General features: G+C 68.2%; 21 protein-coding genes. 18 read left to right on the top strand and 3 right to left on the bottom strand.

Features of this window, described 5'->3' with window-relative positions; translation table 11 throughout:
- Nucleotides 1–157 precede the first annotated feature (157 nt).
- Both AC3EO7_RS28895 and adh read right to left on the bottom strand, forming a co-directional pair.
- A complete protein-coding gene (locus tag AC3EO7_RS28895; protein ID WP_435592954.1) occupies nucleotides 158–580 on the bottom strand; it encodes a DUF779 domain-containing protein in 423 nt (140 codons plus the stop codon).
- Nucleotides 580–2,097 carry an aldehyde dehydrogenase gene (gene adh / locus AC3EO7_RS28900; RefSeq protein WP_435592955.1) on the bottom strand — a complete coding sequence of 506 codons (1,518 nt, stop codon included), beginning with the start codon at nucleotides 2,095–2,097 and terminating at the stop codon, nucleotides 580–582. Before adh ends, AC3EO7_RS28895 begins: the two co-directional genes overlap by 1 nt.
- A 194-nt stretch (nucleotides 2,098–2,291) precedes the next feature.
- On the opposite strand from adh, the gene AC3EO7_RS28905 reads away from it, so the two are divergent.
- The 17 genes from AC3EO7_RS28905 to nicT all read left to right on the top strand — a co-directional run bounded on the left by AC3EO7_RS28905 (nucleotide 2,292) and on the right by nicT (nucleotide 17,755).
- On the top strand, nucleotides 2,292–2,666 hold the full coding sequence (locus AC3EO7_RS28905) for a hydrogenase maturation nickel metallochaperone HypA/HybF (RefSeq protein ID WP_431971755.1): 375 nt from the start codon (nucleotides 2,292–2,294) through the stop codon (nucleotides 2,664–2,666).
- Nucleotides 2,624–3,493, top strand: coding sequence for a hydrogenase nickel incorporation protein HypB (gene hypB / locus AC3EO7_RS28910; RefSeq protein WP_435592956.1), 870 nt, complete (start codon nucleotides 2,624–2,626; stop codon nucleotides 3,491–3,493). Before AC3EO7_RS28905 ends, hypB begins: the two co-directional genes overlap by 43 nt.
- A gap of 83 nt (nucleotides 3,494–3,576) precedes the next feature.
- On the top strand, nucleotides 3,577–4,632 hold the full coding sequence (locus AC3EO7_RS28915) for an NADH-quinone oxidoreductase subunit B family protein (protein ID WP_431971753.1): 1,056 nt from the start codon (nucleotides 3,577–3,579) through the stop codon (nucleotides 4,630–4,632).
- 10 nt (nucleotides 4,633–4,642) lie between these two features.
- Nucleotides 4,643–6,439, top strand: coding sequence for a nickel-dependent hydrogenase large subunit (locus AC3EO7_RS28920; protein ID WP_431971752.1), 1,797 nt, complete (start codon nucleotides 4,643–4,645; stop codon nucleotides 6,437–6,439).
- 3 nt (nucleotides 6,440–6,442) lie between these two features.
- The gene (locus tag AC3EO7_RS28925; RefSeq protein WP_431971751.1) at nucleotides 6,443–7,372 is read left to right on the top strand and encodes a NifU family protein; all 930 of its coding nucleotides are present in this window, start codon (nucleotides 6,443–6,445) and stop codon (nucleotides 7,370–7,372) included.
- Nucleotides 7,369–8,001, top strand: a complete 633-nt coding sequence (locus AC3EO7_RS28930; protein ID WP_431971750.1) for a DUF5947 family protein — start codon at nucleotides 7,369–7,371, stop codon at nucleotides 7,999–8,001. Before AC3EO7_RS28925 ends, AC3EO7_RS28930 begins: the two co-directional genes overlap by 4 nt.
- Nucleotides 7,998–8,645, top strand: a complete 648-nt coding sequence (locus AC3EO7_RS28935) for a DUF6084 family protein (RefSeq protein WP_431971749.1) — start codon at nucleotides 7,998–8,000, stop codon at nucleotides 8,643–8,645. The genes AC3EO7_RS28930 and AC3EO7_RS28935 overlap by 4 nt, the downstream gene beginning before the upstream one ends.
- Nucleotides 8,642–9,994 carry a hypothetical protein gene (locus AC3EO7_RS28940; protein WP_435592957.1) on the top strand — a complete coding sequence of 451 codons (1,353 nt, stop codon included), beginning with the start codon at nucleotides 8,642–8,644 and terminating at the stop codon, nucleotides 9,992–9,994. The genes AC3EO7_RS28935 and AC3EO7_RS28940 overlap by 4 nt, the downstream gene beginning before the upstream one ends.
- Before the next feature lie 15 nt (nucleotides 9,995–10,009).
- Nucleotides 10,010–10,129: a DUF6893 family small protein gene (locus AC3EO7_RS28945; protein ID WP_431971747.1), complete on the top strand. Its 120-nt coding sequence runs from the start codon at nucleotides 10,010–10,012 to the stop codon at nucleotides 10,127–10,129.
- Between the two features lie 110 nt (nucleotides 10,130–10,239).
- On the top strand, nucleotides 10,240–10,701 hold the full coding sequence (locus AC3EO7_RS28950) for a hydrogenase maturation protease (protein ID WP_435592958.1): 462 nt from the start codon (nucleotides 10,240–10,242) through the stop codon (nucleotides 10,699–10,701).
- Between the two features lie 3 nt (nucleotides 10,702–10,704).
- A complete protein-coding gene (locus tag AC3EO7_RS28955) occupies nucleotides 10,705–10,947 on the top strand; it encodes a HypC/HybG/HupF family hydrogenase formation chaperone (protein ID WP_431971745.1) in 243 nt (80 codons plus the stop codon).
- Complete coding sequence (gene hypF, locus AC3EO7_RS28960; protein ID WP_435592959.1) at nucleotides 10,947–13,259, top strand: carbamoyltransferase HypF; 2,313 nt, start codon at nucleotides 10,947–10,949, stop codon at nucleotides 13,257–13,259. Before AC3EO7_RS28955 ends, hypF begins: the two co-directional genes overlap by 1 nt.
- A gap of 18 nt (nucleotides 13,260–13,277) precedes the next feature.
- The gene (locus AC3EO7_RS28965) at nucleotides 13,278–13,604 is read left to right on the top strand and encodes a HypC/HybG/HupF family hydrogenase formation chaperone (protein WP_431971743.1); all 327 of its coding nucleotides are present in this window, start codon (nucleotides 13,278–13,280) and stop codon (nucleotides 13,602–13,604) included.
- On the top strand, nucleotides 13,601–14,713 hold the full coding sequence (gene hypD, locus AC3EO7_RS28970) for a hydrogenase formation protein HypD (RefSeq protein ID WP_431971742.1): 1,113 nt from the start codon (nucleotides 13,601–13,603) through the stop codon (nucleotides 14,711–14,713). The genes AC3EO7_RS28965 and hypD overlap by 4 nt, the downstream gene beginning before the upstream one ends.
- Entirely contained in the window at nucleotides 14,706–15,782 is a 1,077-nt protein-coding gene (gene hypE, locus AC3EO7_RS28975) for a hydrogenase expression/formation protein HypE (RefSeq protein ID WP_435592960.1), read from the top strand. The genes hypD and hypE overlap by 8 nt, the downstream gene beginning before the upstream one ends.
- Nucleotides 15,783–15,870: 88 nt before the next feature.
- On the top strand, nucleotides 15,871–16,581 hold the full coding sequence (locus tag AC3EO7_RS28980) for a DUF6390 family protein (RefSeq protein WP_435592972.1): 711 nt from the start codon (nucleotides 15,871–15,873) through the stop codon (nucleotides 16,579–16,581).
- Nucleotides 16,582–16,591: 10 nt separating this feature from the next.
- Nucleotides 16,592–17,755, top strand: a complete 1,164-nt coding sequence (gene nicT / locus AC3EO7_RS28985) for a Nickel transporter NicT (protein ID WP_435592961.1) — start codon at nucleotides 16,592–16,594, stop codon at nucleotides 17,753–17,755.
- On the opposite strand, the gene AC3EO7_RS28990 is transcribed toward nicT, so the two are convergent.
- Nucleotides 17,718–17,921, bottom strand: a complete 204-nt coding sequence (locus AC3EO7_RS28990) for an aldolase/citrate lyase family protein (RefSeq protein ID WP_431971739.1) — start codon at nucleotides 17,919–17,921, stop codon at nucleotides 17,718–17,720. The genes nicT and AC3EO7_RS28990 overlap by 38 nt on opposite strands.
- Nucleotides 17,922–17,973: 52 nt before the next feature.
- On the opposite strand from AC3EO7_RS28990, the gene AC3EO7_RS28995 reads away from it, so the two are divergent.
- Nucleotides 17,974–19,182 (top strand): S8 family peptidase, encoded by a 1,209-nt coding sequence (locus tag AC3EO7_RS28995; protein ID WP_431971738.1) that lies wholly within the window; start codon nucleotides 17,974–17,976, stop codon nucleotides 19,180–19,182.
- Nucleotides 19,183–19,239: the final 57 nt, after the last annotated feature.

Raw genomic sequence — 19,239 nt, forward strand, 5'->3', positions numbered from 1 at the left:
GCGTTCGTCCTCGCACGGCCGCAGGAAGCCGCGATCCTCGCCGCACCGAGGGTAACCCGCGCGCGCCGCGAATACCGGAGGTCGGGGAAAGGCGGTCGCGCGCCCGGCTCCGGCACTGGCGACGAGGCCGATGCCGGAGCCGGGCGCGTTGTCTTCGCTAGGAGTTCGCGGCGTCCGGCGCCGTCGAATCCGCGCCGCGCGGCGGTGGCGGCTGCGCCTCCAGCGCCGCGGTCTCGGCGTCGGTGAACAACCGCGAGCGGATCAGGAACCGCACGCCCTCGGGCGCTTCCAGCGAGAACCCGCCGCCGCGCCCGCTCACCACGTCCACGGTGAGATGGGTGTGACGCCAATAGCGGAACTGATCGGCGCTCATCCAGAACGGCGTCGCCATCGACAGGACGCCGAGCAGCACGTCCGACGCTCCGACGCGAAAGTCGCCGCGCGGGTAGCACATCGGCGCACTCCCGTCGCAGCACCCGCCCGACTGGTGGAACATGACCGGGCCGTGCCGCTCGATCAGACTGCGCAGCAACGCTTCCGCGCGTTCGGTCAGCCCGACCCGCTCGACGCCGTCGGGCATCAGAAAAACCCGGCCTTCGCGGTCGAATAGCTGACGAGCAGGTTCTTCGTCTGCTGGTAGTGGTCCAGCATCATCCGGTGGTTCTCGCGGCCGATGCCGGACTTCTTGTAGCCGCCGAACGCGGCGTGCGCCGGGTAGGCGTGGTAGCAGTTCGTCCACACCCGGCCCGCCTTGATGCCGCGGCCGAGCCGGTAGGCGGTGTTGCCGTCACGCGTCCACACCCCGGCGCCGAGCCCGTACAGGGTGTCGTTGGCGATGGTGAGCGCCTCGTCGACGGAGTCGAACGCCGTCACCGACACCACGGGACCGAAGATTTCCTCCTGGAAGATCCGCATGTCGTTGCGGCCCTGGAAGATCGTCGGCTCGATGTAGTAACCGCCCGCGAACTCCTCCACCTTGCGCGGCCCGCCGCCGGTGAGCAGTTCGGCGCCTTCCTGCTTGCCGATGTCGATGTAGGACAGGATCTTCTCGTACTGGTCGTTGCTGGCCTGCGCGCCGATCATGGTGCTCTCGTCGAGCGGATTGCCGCCCTTGATGGCCTTGGTGCGCGCCACGCAGCGGCCCATGAATTCGTCGAAGATCGAGCGGTGCACCAGCGCCCGCGACGGGCACGTGCACACCTCGCCCTGGTTGAGCGCGAACATCACGAAACCCTCGACCGCCTTGTCCAGGAACTCGTCGTCCGCGGCGGCCACGTCGGGCAGGAAGATGTTGGGGCTCTTGCCACCGAGCTCGAGCGTGACGGGAATGATGTTCTCGCTCGCGTACTGCATGATCAGCCGGCCCGTGGTGGTCTCACCGGTGAACGCCACCTTGGCCACCCGCGCATTGGACGCGAGCGGCTTGCCCGCCTCCACGCCGAAACCGTTGACCACGTTGAGAACACCCGGCGGCAGCAGGTCCGCGATGAGCTCGACGACCTTCATGATCGACGCGGGCGTCTGCTCGGCGGGCTTGAGCACCACGCAGTTTCCCGCCGCCAGCGCGGGCGCGAGCTTCCACACCGCCATCAGGATCGGGAAGTTCCACGGGATGATCTGACCGACCACGCCCAGCGGCTCCTGGAAGTGGTAAGCGATGGTGTCGGCGTCGATTTCGGAGATGCTGCCCTCCTGGGCGCGGATCGCCCCGGCGAAGTAGCGGAAGTGATCGACCGCCAACGGCAGATCGGCGGCCAGGGTTTCGCGGACGGGCTTGCCGTTGTCCCAGGTCTCGGCGACCGCGAGCGACTCGAGATTCTCCTCGATCCGGTCGGCGATCTTGTTGAGGAGATTCGCGCGCTGGGTGGTCGAGGTCGCGCCCCAGGCGTCGGCGGCACGGTGCGCGGCGTCGAGCGCCAGCTCGATATCGGGCGCGGTCGACCGCGCCACCTCGCAGAACACCTCGCCGTCCACCGGCGACGGGTTCTCGAAATAGCGGCCCTCCACCGGCGCGGTCCACTCGCCCCCGATGAAGTTGTCGTAGCGGCGCGCGTAGTCGACGACGCTGCCTTCGGCACCGGGCTTGGCGTAGGTCATGGCTGATACTCCTCGCTGAGTCACGGATCGGATCACACGACATGTCGTGGTGCGGATCACTCTCGCGCGCGTGGGTTGAGACAAGGTTGAACCGCGCCGCCCGCCGCCACGCGAAGGATTCTCCGTTACGACGCAGGCGCGATGTGCTGCGGAGTAGCCTCGAATGAGGCCAACTCCGAAAAGCCGAGGCCACGATGCACGAAATGGCGATAACTCAGAGTGTCGTCGACGCCGTGTGCGAGCATGCGGCGGGCCGACGGGTACACAGCGTCACCGTGGAAGTCGGAGCGCTGTGCGCGATTGTGCCCGAGGCGATGCGGTTCTGCTTCGAGCTGGCGACCGAAGGGACCGAGGCGGACGGTGCGGCGCTCGTCATCCAGACGGTGCCCGGCACCGCGGTCTGCCGGTCTTGCGGCGCCGATTTCGACCTCGCCGACCTGATTCTGCTCTGTCCGTGCGGCAGCGCCGACGTCGAGGTCAGATCCGGGCGGGAGCTTCGAATACGAACGATGGAGGTGAGCGAACCATGTGCGCAACCTGCGGATGCGGCGGCGATTCGGCGGCCATGATCACGGTCCTCCGCGACCAGCCGCACGAGCACGATCAGCACCACCACGAGCACGAGCACCATCAGGGCCATGGCCACTACCACGAGCACGACGACCCGCACGGCCACGATCACGACCACGCGGACCACGTGCACGTGCCGGTCACCGAGACGGTGACCTTGGAGCAGAAGGTGCTCGCCAAGAACGATCGGCTGGCGCAGCACAACAGAGAACGGCTGCGCCGCAGCGGCATCGTGGCCCTGAACATCACCAGCTCGCCGGGCGCGGGCAAGACGACGCTGCTCGAGCGCACCCTCGGCGATCTGGACGATCGCCCCGTCGCGGTGATCGAAGGCGACCAGGAGACGTTGCTGGACGCCGAGCGCATCAAGGCGACCGGGTGCCGGGTCGTGCAGATCAACACGGGCTCGGGTTGCCATTTGGATGCCGAAATGTTGCGGCACGCGCTGGACGAGCTCGACCCCGCGCCGGGCACGCTGCTGTTCATCGAGAATGTCGGGAACCTGGTGTGCCCCGCGCTGTTCGATTTGGGAGAACTCGCCAAAGTCGTGGTGTTCTCGGTGACCGAGGGCACCGACAAGCCGCTGAAATATCCACACATGTTCGCGGCCGCCGATTTGGTGGTCGTCAACAAAATCGACCTGATTCCCTACGTCGATTTCGATCTCACCCGGTGCGCGGAGTACGCGCACTCGATCAATCCCGGCGTGCCGATTCTGCCGGTGTCCGCGATCACGGGCGAGGGCTTGCCTAGCTGGTACGCGTGGATTTCGGGGCAGTTGTCCCCGCCGTCCGCCTCCCTTGAGGAAGCTACAACCCCCGCCTAGACTGACGTGACGAGTGTCACATTCCGTACGGTCTTACCACTGAGACGTCTGTACGGCGCTCCAGCTTCGAAAGGTGGCATTTGATGCCTACTCAGGAAGCAGTCAAAGCCGAAGATACGTTGATCCACGTTCTCTGGATCAATGCCGGCCTCAGTTGTGACGGTGACTCGGTGGCGCTGACTGCCGCTGCCCAGCCCAGCATCGAGGAGATAGCTCTGGGTGCGCTCCCAGGTCTCCCCAAGGTCGCCGTCCATTGGCCGCTGATCGATTTCGAATGCGGTCCGGCCGGTGGGGCCGACGATTTCCTCGAATGGTTCTTCAAAGCCGACCGCGGCGAACTGGAACCGTTCGTCCTCGTGGTCGAGGGATCGATCCCCAACGAGCAGCTCCACACCGAGGGCTACTGGTGCGGGTTCGGCAACAACCCCGATACCAACCAGCCGATGACGACCAGCGAATGGGTGGATCGCCTCGCCCCGAAGGCCACAGCCGTGGTGGCCGCGGGCACCTGCGCTACCTACGGCGGCATCCACGCGATGGCCGGAAACCCGACGGGTGCGATGGGCGTGCCGGACTATCTCGGGTGGGAGTGGAAGAGCAAGGCCGGTATTCCGATCGTGTGCGTGCCGGGCTGCCCGATCCAACCGGACAACCTCTCCGAGACCCTGACCTACCTGCTCTACATGGCAACGGGCCAGGCGCCGATGATCCCGCTCGACGAAGCGTTGCGGCCCAAGTGGCTGTTCGGCGCGACCGTCCACGAGGGCTGCGATCGCGCCGGGTACTACGAGCAGGGAGATTTCGCCACCGAGTACGGATCGCCGAAGTGCATCGTGAAGCTCGGCTGCTGGGGCCCGGTCGTGAAATGCAATGTGCCCAAACGAGGTTGGATGAGCGGCATCGGCGGATGCCCCAACGTCGGCGGCATCTGCATCGGCTGCACCATGCCCGGTTTCCCGGACAAGTTCATGCCGTTCATGGACGAGCCACCCGGTGGCAAGTTCTCGTCGATGACCTCGGGACTGTACGGATCGGTGATCCGAAGCCTGCGGCACGTCACCGGCCGCACTGTGGACAAGGAGCCGCGCTGGCGACACCGCGGCGAAAAGCTGGAATCCGGCGCGACCCGCACGTGGTAGGAGGACTTCGATGACTCAGATCGTTCCGGAGCCGTCGCACCGCAAGATCGACCCGAACGCCCTCGTCGAGATGGCGTGGGATCCGATCACCCGGATCGTCGGCAGCCTTGGTATCTACACCAAGATCGATTTCGAGAATCAGCAGGTCGTGGAGTGCCACAGCACCTCGTCGATCTTCCGCGGCTACTCCATCTTCATGAAGGGCAAGGACCCGCGCGACGCCCACTTCATCACCAGCCGCATCTGCGGTATCTGCGGTGACAACCACGCCACCTGCTCGTGTTACTGCCAGAACATGGCCTACGGGGTGAAGCCGCCGAACCTCGGCGAGTGGATAGTCAACATGGGCGAGGCCGCCGAATACATGTTCGACCACAACATCTTCCAGGAGAACCTGGTCGGCGTGGACTTCTGCGAGAAAATGGTCTCCGAGACCAACCCCGGCGTGCTGGCCCGCGCCGAGCGCACCGAGGCTCCGCACGCGGACGCGCACGGATACCGGACGATCGCCGACATCATGCGGGCCCTCAACCCGTTCAGCGGTGATTTCTACCGCGAGGCGCTTCAGGTCAGCCGGTACACGCGGGAGATGTTCTGCCTGATGGAAGGCAGGCACGTGCATCCATCGACGCTGTATCCCGGTGGCGTCGGCACCGTCGCCACCATCCAGCTGATGACCGACTACACGACGCGTCTGATGCGCTACGTGGAGTTCATGAAGAAGGCCGTGCCGATGCACGACGATCTGTTCGACTTCTTCTACGAGGCGCTGCCCGGCTACGACAAGGTGGGCCTGCGCCGCACGATGCTCGGGTGCTGGGGTTCGTTCCAGGACCCGGCGGCATGCAACTTCGCGTACAAGGACATGGAGGACTGGGGTCGCAAGATGTTCGTGTCCCCCGGCATCGTGGTGGACGGCAAGCTGCTCACCACCAGCCTGGTCGACATCAACCTCGGCATCCGAATCCTTTTGGGCAGTTCGTATTACGACGACTGGTCCGATCAGGAGATGTTCGTGAAGACCGATCCGCTCGGCAATCCGGTGGATCGGCGCCACCCGTGGAACCAGCACACCAACCCCAAGCCGCAGAAGCGCGACCTGGAGGACAAGTACAGCTGGGTGATGTCACCGCGCTGGTTCGACGGCACCGACCATCTGGCGCTGGACACCGGCGGCGGACCGCTGGCGCGGCTGTGGGTCACGGCGCTGGCCGGGTTGGTCGACATCGGCTACGTGAAGTCGACCGGGCACAGCGTGCAGATCAACCTGCCCAAGACCGCCCTGAAGGGACCGGTCGAGCTCGAATGGAAGATCCCGGCGGCGGGCAGCAACACCATCGAACGCGACCGCGCCCGGACCTACTTCCAGGCCTACGCGGCGGCGTGCGCGCTGCACTTCGCCGAGAAGGCGATCGAGGAGATCCGCGCCGGGAAGACCAAGACCTGGGAGACGTTCGAGGTTCCCGACGAGAGCATCGGCTGCGGTTTCACCGAGGCCGTGCGCGGGGTCCTCTCCCATCACATGGTGATCAGGGACGGCAAGATCGCCAACTACCACCCGTATCCGCCGACGCCGTGGAACGCGAGCCCGCGGGACAGCTTCGGCACGCCGGGGCCGTACGAGGACGCGGTACAGGGCCAGTCGATCTTCGAGGAGAACGACAGGGAGCATTTCAAGGGCATCGACATCATGCGCACCGTGCGCAGTTTCGATCCGTGCCTGCCGTGCGGCGTGCACATGTACCTCGGCAAAGGAAAGACGCTGGAGACGGTGCACTCCCCCACTCAGTCGCTCACCGCGGAGTAGCCGATGACGCGCCCGCGAGAAGAGATGGGCACTGTGAACGGACACGACGGGGCAGCACTCGATGACGCTCGCTGGCGTGACGCAGGCGAGCGCATCGAGACCCTGCTCGAATCGAGCTCCGTGGGCGGCGTCGCGGCCAGGGAGCGGGCCGAGCAACTGGTCCGCGAGGTCGCCGACCTCTACGGCGCGGGCCTGGAGCGCATCATCGACCTGCTCGACGACGCGGCGATCGAACGGCTCACCGGAGACGACCTGGTCGCGAGCCTGCTGTTGGTGCACGGACTGCATCCGCACGACGTGACGACACGGGTGCGCGCCGCGCTCGACAGTGTGCGGCCCTACCTCGGCTCCCATGGTGGCGACGTCGAGCTGCGCGGCATCGAGGACGGTGTCGTGCAACTCGAGTTCGCGGGCAGCTGCCGCAGCTGCCCGTCGTCGTCGGTGACGTTGGAGCTGGCCGTGGAAGACGCGGTGCGCGCCGCGGCGCCGGAGATCACGGCGATCGAAGTGGTCGCGGCCGAACCGGCGTCCGGCTCGGGCGTGATCGCGGCGGAGTCGTTGTTCACGCGCGTGCACAGTCAGCACCAGGGCAGCTGGATCGCCGTGCCCGAGCTCGACGAGATCGGGCCGGGTGAAGTCGGCGGATTCGCGGTGGCCGGGGTCGCGGTGCTGGCCTGCCGGGTCGGTGACGAGCTGTTCGTCTACCGCGACCGGTGTGCGGCCTGCGACGGTTCCATGGCTGGCGCGGCGCTGCATCGCCGCCTCGGCTTCCCCGTGGGCGACGCCGTGCTGCGGTGTCCGTCGTGCGGGGCGCATTTCGACGCGGTCCACGCAGGCGCGCGCGTCGACGGCGACGGGCACCTCGAACCGTTGCCGGTGCTGGTGCGATCGGGCGAGCTGTCGGTGGCGATTCCGGCGGAGGTGGCCGGATGACGTCCCCGTTCGGCGTGCTGCGACGTCTCACCGCGCCGCGACCGACTCCGGTCCCGGCCGGTGAGCGTTGCGAGATGTGCGCCGAACCCATTCATGAGCCGCACCAGCACGTGGTGAGCATCGAGGGCAGGCAGCTCATGTGCGTATGCCGCGGCTGCTATCTGCTGTTCACCGACAGCGCGGCGGACCTGCGTTATCGGGCGGTGCCGGATCGCTACCTGGCGTTCCCGGACGTGGTCGTCGACCAAGCGGAGTGGGACGGACTCGAGATCCCGGTCGGACTGGCCTTCTTCTTCCGCAACTCCTCGCTCGGGCGCACCGTCGCCTTCTATCCCGGCCCGGCAGGCGCGACCGAGTCCGAACTTCCGTTGCCGCGGTGGCACGCGATCCTGGAGCGCCACCCGCAGCTCGACGTCGCGGCCGACGATGTCGAGGCGCTGCTGATCCGGATGCCGCACCGCGGCGGTCCCGGCGCCTGTCTGCTGTTGCCCATCGATGCGTGCTACGAGTTCGTCGGCCGGATGCGGCTGCTGTGGCGCGGATTCGACGGCGGCCAAGAGGCGCACCGGTACATCGAGGAGTTCTTCGCCACGATGACGGCGCGGGCGCGAACGGGCGGTGCGCGATGAGCCCGGCCTATTCGATCACCTTCGCCGTGCTCGGCATCAAGCCCGAGCCGTACGCGGTGACGCCGATACTGTCGGCGCGCGTCGGCATCGCGGCGCTGGCCGAGGAGCCCGTGCACGCCATCGCGCTGCGGGCGCAGGTCAGGATCGAACCGCGCCGCCGTTCCTACACCGACGAGGAAGCAGCCGGGCTGACGGACCTCTTCGGCACGCGCGAACGATGGGAGGACACGCAGCGCACCTTTCTCTGGATGCACTGCGCGACAACGATTCCTGGCTTCACCGGGGGCGCGGAAGTGGATCTGCCGATGCAGTGCACCTACGACTTCGAGGTCGCGGGATCGAAGTACCTGCACGCGTTGCGCGACGGCACGGTGCCGCTGCGGTTTCTGTTCAGCGGCACCGTATTCATCAGGGGCGAGGGCGGTTTCGCGGTGCAGCAGGTGCCGTGGGATCGCGAGGACACCTTCGACATGCCGGTCTCGGTGTGGCACGACCTGATGGCCGCGCACTTCCCCAACTCCGACTGGATCCGCTTGTCCCGCGAGACGCTCGACGCCTTGTCGGCCTACAAATCCGAACGCGGCCTGCTCGGCTACGACGACGCGGTGACCAAACTCCTCACGACCGCTCGGGACGCGACATGACCACGGGACGATCTGTCCGGTCCGCGCGCGCAAGGGCACGCGCGGTCGCCGACGCGGTGCTGTACGAGGGATACCTGCTGTACCCGTATCGGGCGAACTCTCGAAAGAACCAGTGCCGCTGGCAATTCGGCGTACTTGGCCCGGAGGGCGCCGCCGAGGCCGGGCTCGGCGAGGACCCGATGCTGCGGGCGCAGTTCCCCGTCGTCGCGGGCGACGCCGCCACGCTCGGCCTCGCCGTCCGGTTCCTGCAATTGCAGCGGCGCACGGTCGAAGACCGGCACGGCAGTCCGGTCGCCGAGCTCGACGTCGACGGCCGCACCTTGGTGAGCTGGGACGAGGCCGTGGAACACGAGATCGACTACGGACCGATGCCGTTGGAGCACACGGTGTTTCGGGTGCACGTCGCGGGCGGTGTCGATGTCGAGGACGTGCACGATGCCGCGGGCGCTCACGCGGGCAGGCTCGTTCGCACCCGCGAGCCGATCGACGGCCTGCTCGAGCTGTCGGTCGACCACGTGGCGGGCTGCCGCCGCGTGACGATCACGGTGCGCAATATCGCCGCCGCGCCCCGGGACAAGCAGGACGCGCTCGCGCGCTCGTTGCTCGGCGCTCACGTGATCGCGGAGCTGGAGGGCGGCGAGTTCGTGTCCTTGCTGGAGCCGCCGCCGGAAGCGGCCGCGGCCGCCGAGCAGTGCGGCCACCACCGATGCTTCCCGGTCCTCGCCGGGCCGGATGGTGACCGGAGCCTGCTGCTCGTCTCGCCGATCATCCTCTACGACCACCCGCAGATCGCCGAACAGAGCGAGGGTCCGCTGTTCGACTCGACCGAGATCGACGAGATCCTGACGCTGCGCGTGATGACCCTGACCGACGAGGAGAAGGACCAGGCGCGCGCCACCGATCCACTGGCCGCGCGGATCGTCGACCGCTGCGACGCCACCACTCCCGAGCAGCTGGATCGGCTGCACGGGGTGCTGCGCGAGCCCGCGGACCGGCCACGTGTGCTTCCCGAGGTTCCCGACGGTGTCGACTGGTGGGATCCCTCGGCCGACAACGCCGTCCGACCCGAATCCGACGCCGTCGTCGTCGCGGGCGTGCTGGTACACCGTGGCAGCCGGGTCCGTCTGCATCCGTCCCGGCGCGCCGACGCCCACGACCTGTTCTACGACGGCGAGACGGCACGGGTGGTGTCGGTGCACGAAGACGTCGACGGCGACGTGCACGTCGGGGTGGTCATCGACAACGACCCCGCCGCCGACCTGCACGAGTGGTACGGCCGTTACCTCTACTTCGCGCCCGACGAGATCGAGCCGCTGGACAGACCGTCCGAGCAAGACCAACGGAAATGAAAGGAAGGGTCGGCCATGGAAACGGTAGGAGTGATCGCGGTCGTCATCCTCGCGGCGATCGCCGCGGTGTTCGCCCTCATCGGGCTGCGGTCGATACCGGATATCCGGCGGTATCTGAAGATCCGCCACATGTAGCGATCGGGAGGACACATCGACCGGACGAGACTGCCACCGGCGACGTGGGCGCCACCGAAGTCGGTGGCGCGACGGCGCCGACCGGGTAAAGGAGGGGTGAGACGACAAAGGTGCTGGTCGCCGGGATCGGGAACATCTTCCTGAGCGACGACGGATTCGGCCCCGCGGTGGTGCGGCGACTGCCGCCCCACCGTGAGCCGAGCGTGCGCATCACCGACTACGGGATCCGAGGCATGCACCTCGCCTACGACCTGCTCGACGACTGGGACGCGCTGGTGCTCGTCGACGCGCTACCCGATCGGGGCGCTCCCGGCCGGGTCGAGGTGTTCCGCGCCGACGAGACGAACGACCCCCTCACCCAGCTCGACGCCCACGCCATGAACCCCGAGGCCGTGTTCTCGATGGTCAGGACGCTCGGCGGCACGGTGCCACGCACGGTGATCGTCGGCTGCCAGGTCGTCTCGGTGGCGGAGGGGATCGGTCTCACCGATCCGGTCGAGGCGGCGCTCGCGCCCGCGGCCAGCGCCGTCGATTCGGTCGTGGCGGAGCTGCTCGATCGACAGGAGGTGTGACCGATGTGCCTCGGAATTCCGGGCCGGGTCGTGCAACTGGCCGAGGGCTACCACGGTCAGATCGCCCTGGTCGACGTCTCGGGTGAGACGCGCAAAGTGAACATCGGCATGCTCGACGAGGGCTCGGTCGGCGCGGGCGACTGGGTGATCATCCATATGGGTTTCGCGGTCGAGAAGACCGACGAGGCGGGCGCGGCCGAGGCGCTCGCGGGTCTGAACTTGCTCGGGCGCGGGGAGGAGCCGTGATGCGGACCCGGCGGCGGATCCTGGTCCGCGGCGTGGTGCAGGGCGTCGGATTCCGGCCGTTCGTCTATACGACGGCGGCCGAGCTGTCGCTGACCGGCCGCGTGTCCAACGACAGCTCCGGGGTCGTCATCGAGGTCGAGGGCGCCGCACGGGATCTGGACGAGTTCGAGCGCCGCGTCCGCTGGCACCCGCCGCCACTGGCCGTCGTCGAATCCCTCGAATCGACCGAGACGCCGGTGCGCGGCGGCACCGGTTTCCACATCGCCGACACCACCCGCGACGGCGGCGGACGCACGCTGGCCTCACCGGATGTGGCGATCTGCGCCGAATGCGCCGACGAACTCCGCGATCCGGCCAACCGCCGCTACCGGCACCCCTTCGTGAACTGCACCAACTGCGGCCCCCGATTCACCATCATCGCGAGCCTGCCCTACGACCGCGACCGGACGTCGATGGCCGAGTTCCCCATGTGCGACGCGTGCGCTCGCGAATACGCCGATCCCGCGGATCGTCGTTTCCACGCGCAGCCGATCGCCTGTCCCGGCTGCGGCCCGACCCTCGGCTATACCGGTCCGGGCGCGGGGGAGCCGATCGCCGCGGCACGAGAGTTGTTGCGCCGCAGTGGAATTCTCGCGGTCAAAGGCATCGGCGGATATCACCTGGCCTGCGACGCGGCGAACGAGGACGCCGTGGCCGAGCTGCGCCGCCGGAAGCGGCGCGGCGACAAACCGTTCGCGATCATGGCGCCGGACTTGGCGACCGCGCGCGCGATCGTCGAGGTCGACGACACCGCCGCCGGCTTGCTGACCGGCCCCGCCCGGCCGATCGTCCTGCTGCCGCGCCGCCGGACCGATGCGAAATCACCTGTCTCCGAAGCAATCCCGGCCCCGGCTCCGTCGGTGGCCCCGCGTAATCCCGATCTCGGTGTGATGATCGCCTACTCACCGCTGCACCTGCTGTTGTTCGGGCTGCCCGGTGATCCGCCAGGACCGCGGGCATTGGTGATGACCTCGGGAAACCTCGGCGGCGAACCGATCTGTCACGACGACGCCGACGCGCGCGAACGTCTCGTCGGCCTCGCCGACGCGTGGCTGTCGCACAACCGGCGCATCATCGTGCCCTGTGACGATTCGGTGGTGCGGCTGGTCGACGGCGTCGAACTACCCGTGCGCCGCTCCCGCGGATACGCGCCATTACCTCTCGCGTTGCCCGCGCCGATGCCGCCCACCCTCGCGGTCGGCGCCGATCTGAAGAACACCTGCGCGGTGGCCGACGGTCGCTACGCGTGGCTGAGCCAGCACATCGGCGACATGGACGACCTGGCGACGCTGCGCGCGTTCACCGAGGCCGAGCGGCATCTCGAGGAGCTCACCGCCGTGCGGCCGATCCAGCTGGCCGCCGACGCCCATCCACGGTATCGATCCACCGCGTGGGCCGAGCAGCACGCGGACGGGCGTCCGTTACGGACGGTGCAGCATCATCACGCCCACATCGCCGCGGTGATGGGCGAGAACGGTCTCGACCCCGCCGCGACCGTGCTCGGAATCGCCTTCGACGGCACCGGGTTCGGGCCGGACGGGGCGATCTGGGGCGCCGAGGTCCTCGCCGCTGGCTACAAGGGATACCGGCGGCTCGCTCATCTGCGCTACGTCCCCCTCGCCGGTGGCGACCTGAGCGTCCGGCGGCCCTACCGCATGGCCCTGGCGCACTTGCGCGCCGCGGGCATCGACTGGACCGAGGACATCCCCTCGGTGCGTGCGTGCCCGGCCGGGGAGCGAAAGGTGCTGGCGCACCAGTTGGACACCGGTTTCGGATGTGTCCCGACCTCGAGCATGGGCAGGCTCTTCGATGCGGTCTCCTCGCTGGCCGGGGTGCGCCACGAAGTGGATTACGAGGCCCAAGCGGCAATCGAGTTGGAGGGGTTGTCCCGCGGTGCGGATCCCGGAACAGGGCTCTACGAGTTCGCTGTCCCGGCGATCGATGCCCCGCGCGACCGCGGCGTCACCGCGATCGACCCCGCGCCGGTGATCACCGCGGTCGTGGCCGATGTGCGGGCCGGGGTACCGGCCGATGTCATCGGCGCGCGCTTCCACGCGGCGGTCGCGCGCCTGATTCTGGCCCTCGCCGTCGAATACGGAACGGCGTCGCTGCCGGTCGCCCTGTCGGGCGGGGTGTTCCAGAACGCGCTGCTGTTCTCCGCGACGCGGAGATTGCTGCGGGAGAACGGCTTTCAAGTCCTGTGTCATCGCAGGCTGCCGCCGAACGACGGCGGCCTCGCGTTCGGCCAGCTACTCGCCATCGGAGCGGGATGAGCGGAAGGAGAAGCGACGATGTGCCTGGCGGTTCCCGGAAAGGTGCTCAGCCTGCACGAGCGAGACGGCACGATGATGTCGGTCGTCGACTTCGGCGGCGTGCACAAAGACGTATGCCTGCAATACATACCGGACGCGGCGGTCGGTGACTACGTCGTCGTCCACGTCGGATTCGCGATCCAGCGCCTGGACGAGCAGTCCGCGCTGCAGACCCTGGCCGAATTCGAACACCTCGGTGTGCTCAACGAGGAGTTCGGCGACGGTTTCGCCATCGCCGCGAAGCAGGCCGGAGTCGAGAATCCCGAAACGACCCCACAGCGAGACGATCCGGAGGTGACGTCGTGAAATACCTCGACGAATTCAGCGATCCCCAGCTCGCCAAAGGCCTGCTCGACCGGATACGCGCCGTCACGACCAGACGCTGGTCGATCATGGAGGTCTGTGGCGGACAGACGCATTCGATCATCCGGCACGGGATCGATCAGCTGCTGCCCGACCAGATCGAGATGATCCACGGCCCCGGCTGCCCGGTCTGCGTCACACCGCTCGAGGTGATCGACAAGGCGCTCGAGATCGCCGCGCGGCCGGGCGTGATCTTCTGCTCGTTCGGCGACATGCTGCGCGTGCCCGGCAGTTCCAAGGACCTGTTCCGGGTCAAGAGCGAAGGCGGCGACGTGCGCGTGGTCTACTCACCGCTCGACGCGCTCGAACTGGCTCGCGCGAACCCGGACCGGCAGGTGGTGTTCTTCGGCATCGGCTTCGAGACCACCGCGCCCGCCAACGCCATGACCGTGTATCAGGCCAAACGGCTCGGCGTGCCCAACTTCTCGCTGCTGGTCTCGCACGTGCTGGTGCCACCGGCCATCGCGGCGATCATGGAATCGCCCGCCTGCCGGGTGCAGGCGTTCCTCGCCGCCGGTCACGTGTGCACCGTGATGGGCACCGGCGAGTACCCGCCGCTGGCCGAGAAGTATCGGGTTCCCGTGGTGGTCACCGGTTTCGAACCGCTCGACATCCTGGAGGGCATCCGCCGGACGGTGATCCAGCTGGAGTCCGGGCGGCACGAGGTGGAGAACGCCTATCCGCGCGCGGTGGCTGCGGCGGGCAACCCGGCCGCCAAGGCGATGCTCGAGGACGTCTTCGAGCGCACCGACCGGGCCTGGCGCGGTATCGGCGTCATTCCCGGCAGCGGCTGGCGGCTGTCCGAGCGCTACCGCGAGTACGACGCCGAGCAGCGATTCTCCGTCGACGATCTGCACACCGAGGAATCCTCGATCTGCCGGTCCGGCGAGGTGCTGCAGGGCTTGATCAAGCCGCACGAATGCGCCGCCTTCGGCAAGCAGTGCACGCCACGGAATCCCTTGGGCGCCACCATGGTCTCGTCCGAGGGCGCGTGCGCCGCCTACTACCTGTACCGGCGACTCGACCTACCCGCGGAGGCCGCTCATGCTTGACGAGACCGAGCCGCCCGCGGCCATCGACATGGACGGCTGGGTCTGTCCGATGCCGCTGCGGGATTCGCCCACCATCGTGATGGGGCACGGCGGAGGCGGGGCGATGTCGGGCGAACTGATCGAGCATCTGTTCCTGCCCGCGTTCGGGTCGGCGGCCGAAGCGGGGTTCGGCGATTCGGCGGTCGTCACGCTCGGCGGCGCCCGGTTGGCGTTCACCACCGATTCGTTCGTGGTGAAGCCGATGGAGTTTCCCGGCGGTTCGATCGGCGAGCTCGCCATCAACGGCACCGTCAACGACCTGGCGATGTCCGGCGCCAGGCCGATGGTGCTGTCGACCGCGTTCATTCTCGAGGAAGGCACCGCGCTGGCCGACATCGCCCGCATCGCGGCGGCCATGGGCACCGCGGCCCTCGGGGCGGGCGTCAAACTGGTCACCGGCGACACCAAGGTCGTCGACGCGGGCCACGGCGACGGCGTCTACGTCAACACCGCGGGTATCGGGCTGATCGACGACGGAGTCGACATCCGCCCGCAGCGCGCACGGCCCGGCGACGCGGTCCTGGTCAGCGGGGAGATCGGACTGCACGGCGTGGCGGTGCTGAGCTGTCGCGAAGGCTTGGAGTTCGGCACCACGGTGTGCAGCGACACCGCGCCGTTGCACGGCTTGGTCGCGGCGATGCTGGCCACCGGGGCCGACGTGCACGTGCTGCGGGATCCGACGCGCGGCGGGGTGGGCGCGACGCTCAACGAGATCGCGGGGGTGGCGCAGGTCGGCATCTCGTTGGACGAGCGGAAGATCCCCGTCTCCGCGCCGGTTCGCGATGCCTGCGGACTACTCGGCCTGGATCCCCTGTACGTCGCGAACGAGGGCAAACTGATCGCCTTCGTCGCGCCGGAGGACGCCGAGCGGGTCCTCGAGGCCATGCGCGGGCACCCGCTGGGCGGACGCGCCGAGGCGATCGGGGTCTGCGTGGAGGAGCACCCGGGCATGGTGGTCGCCCGCACGGCGCTGGGCGGCACCCGCGTGGTCGACCTCCCGGCCGGCGAGCAGCTGCCGCGAATCTGTTGACATGGGCCATGATCCGGCACCGGTAGCCGAGACGACGGAAGGCGGCGGGCGCACCGGACGCGACGCGGGCGGCATCGACGGTACCGAGATGTTCGCCCGATACGCCCACGCGCCCAACGCGCTCGGCTATTGCGGACCCGCCGAGACCGCACCGATGGCCACCCTGCCGCCCGCGGCGGTCAGGGCGATGGCGCGCCAGTTCTCCGGCGCGTGGCCGTACCTTCGGGTGATGTCGCGGCTGACCGGAATCGACGACCCGCTGGACCGTCGGCTCGTCGAATCGTATTGGCTCGGAGGCGGAATCGGCGCGGGCCTGGATTCGGCGGAGTTCCTCGCGGAGCTCCTGTCCGTCATCGGGCCGGTCGCCGGTCACTATTGGGCGCATCTGACGCCGGACCTGGCGCCCGAAGCCGCCGCCAACCACTGCTTCCACGTCTTCGGCGTCTATCCGTGGACCCGGCTGCTCGGGCGAGGACACGACGAACACTCCGTGCGCGTGCTCGACAACTGCCGCATCACCTGGGCAGCGGTCGCGGCCCGGACCGGGGACGAGCTCACGGTGCTGGCGCGCCGCCTGGAATGGGACGGACATCGGCTCGCGCTGTCCGCGCCGCAGCCACGGCAGATCCCGGTGTGGGTCGACGGTTACTCTCCCGCGCCGCAGGTGCGCGCGCACGATCTCATAGCGCTCCACTGGGATCGGCTGTGCGGACCGCTGGAGGCGAACCAAGTCGACGTGCTCGCCGACAGCACGGCTCGCCAGCTGCGCGTGACGAACGACAGGCTGTCCCGAAAGTAGTGGCGCCGCGATGACTCGCTCCTCCGGACGATCCCGCCTCGACGTCGTACGACACGCGCTGACCCGCTCCGAATGGTTCGGCGTCGCAGGCATGTTCGCCGTGATCGCGGCATTGCATCTGATCGGCTGGATCACCCTGATCGCCTTCGTCGTCCCGCGGAATCTCGACATCGGCGGGCAGACACTCGGACTCGGTGTCGGCCTGACCGCCTACGCGCTCGGTTTGCGCCACGCCTTCGACGCCGATCACATCGCCGCGATCGACAACACCACCCGCAAGCTGATGGGCGACGGGCAGCGGCCGCTCTCGGTGGGATTCTTCTTCTCGCTCGGCCATTCGACCGTCGTGTTCGGACTCGCGTTCCTGTTGTCGATCGGGATCAGGGCGCTCGCGGGCCCCGTCGAGGACGAGTCCTCCGGGTTGCAGCACTACACCGGACTGTTCGGCACCACAGTCTCCGGCACGTTCCTGTACCTCATCGCCATCGTCAACATCGCCGTGCTGATCGGCGTCATCCGTGTCCTGCGGCGCGCCCGGGCCGGGGAATACGACGCGGCGGAACTCGAAAACCAGCTCGACAAACGGGGATTCATGAACCGATTCCTCGGGCCGGTGCTGAAGGCGATCACCAGACCGTGGCAGATGTACCCGGTGGGCCTGCTCTTCGGAGTCGGATTCGACACCGCCACCGAGGTCGCGCTGCTGGTACTCGCCGGAACGAGCGCCGCCGCCGGGCTGCCCTGGTACGCGATCCTCTGCCTGCCCGTCCTGTTCGCCGCCGGAATGAGCCTGCTGGACACCGTCGACGGGACGTTCATGAACTTCGCCTACGGATGGGCCTTCGCCGAACCCGTCCGCAAGGTCTACTACAACATCACCGTCACCGCGCTGTCGGTGACGGTGGCGCTGCTCGTCGGCACCGTCGAACTGCTCGGCCTGCTCGCCGAACAACGAGGCTGGTCCGGCGGTTTCTGGGGCTGGATCACCGGACTCGACCTCACCGTCCTCGGCTATGTCGTGGTCGGGCTGTTCGTCGCCACCTGGGCGGCGGCGCTGCTGGTATGGCGCTACGGACGGATCGAGCAGAGGTGGGCGATCGGTGCGCCCACCCCTGCCGACCGTGTGGCCTGTCCCGTCACGCGTGAGCCGACATCGCCTCCGCCAGCGCGATGACACCCTCGGCCGACGGACGCCGTCGGCGGAGGCGGTCGATGGTGGCAGCCACGGTACCGCGGGCCTCGGCCTTCTCGGCGAGCGGCACCGAGTCCTCGAGGTCGAGGATCAGGGCGTCGGCGCCGGAAAACGAGTAGTCGGCTACTCGCGCCTTCCGTGCCCGCACGTACCAGGCTTTTCGTCATCGACCACCCATCTCGTCCACTCGGGGAGCCATCATGACCAAGCGAAAAGCGCATCTTCTCGCGGAAGAGAAGCTCGTCGTTCTCCGCGCGCCCGCGCGCTCGGTGCTGCGTGACCTGAACGCAGGCGCGGCGGCCATACCCATGGACGCGGGAGCTGACATCACGATCGATATCGACGAAGGCGCGAGCGGCGAGCGGCTGCGCACGGTCGTGAACGATCCGACCGTGATCGGCTTCTGCCCCGCGATGCCCATGAAGCTCGTCGAACCGACCGAACGGGCGGCGGGCGAAGCCGCCGAGGCGGGCAGGGCGACCTGGGGCGTTAGGGCCGTCGGAGCCACCACCTCGCCCTTCACCGGCGCGGGGATCACGGTGGCGGTCCTCGATACGGGCATCGACTCGTCGCATTCGGCCTTCTCCGGCGTCGAATTGATCACCAACGACTTCACCGGCGGCGGCAGCGCGAACGACAAGGACGGCCACGGCACGCACTGTGCGGGAACGATTTTCGGCCGCGACGTAAACGGCCTCCGGATCGGCGTCGCCAAGGGGATCACCAGGGCGCTGATCGGCAAGGTACTCGGCCCGAACGGCGGCGGAAGCGACATGCTCGCCGAGGCGATGATCTGGGCGCGGGACAACGGCGCGCACGTGATCTCGATGTCGCTGGGCATCGACTTCCCCGGGTTCGTCGAGAAGCTCGTCAACGAGCGCGGTGTGTCGATACCCGTGGCCACATCGGCAGCGCTCGACGCGTACACGGCGAATGTGAAGCTCTTCGAGAAGCTGATCGAATTCCTCAACGCCGGTGTCGGACAGCCCACGGTGGTCGCCGCCACCGGGAACGAAAGCGGCAGGGACAAGCGGCCGCCGTTCGAGATCAGTGTCGCACCGCCCGCCGCGGCGGCAGGCATCATCGCCGTCGGCGCACTCGGCGGCACCCCCGGACGTCTCACCGTCGCGCCCTTCTCCAACACGCGGGCGACGGTGTCAGCGCCGGGAGTCGGGGTGATCAGCGCCGGAGTCGGTGGGGGTACGGCGACGATGAGCGGTACCAGCATGGCCACTCCGCACGCGGCGGGCGTCGCGGCACTGTGGGCGGAGAAGCTCACCGCTCAGGGGCAACTCGCACCGATCTTCCTGCAGGCGAAGCTGATCGGCGATGCTCGCTTCGACGACCTGTCCCCCGATACCGATCCGGCCGACGTCGGCGCCGGACTGGTGCACGCACCGCAGGCATAGCCCGCGCGGTGTCCCGGCCCGAACGCCCTCGTCGTTCCGAGGCGCCCTGAGGGGAGG

Source organism: Nocardia sp. bgisy118, from assembly GCF_057708605.1.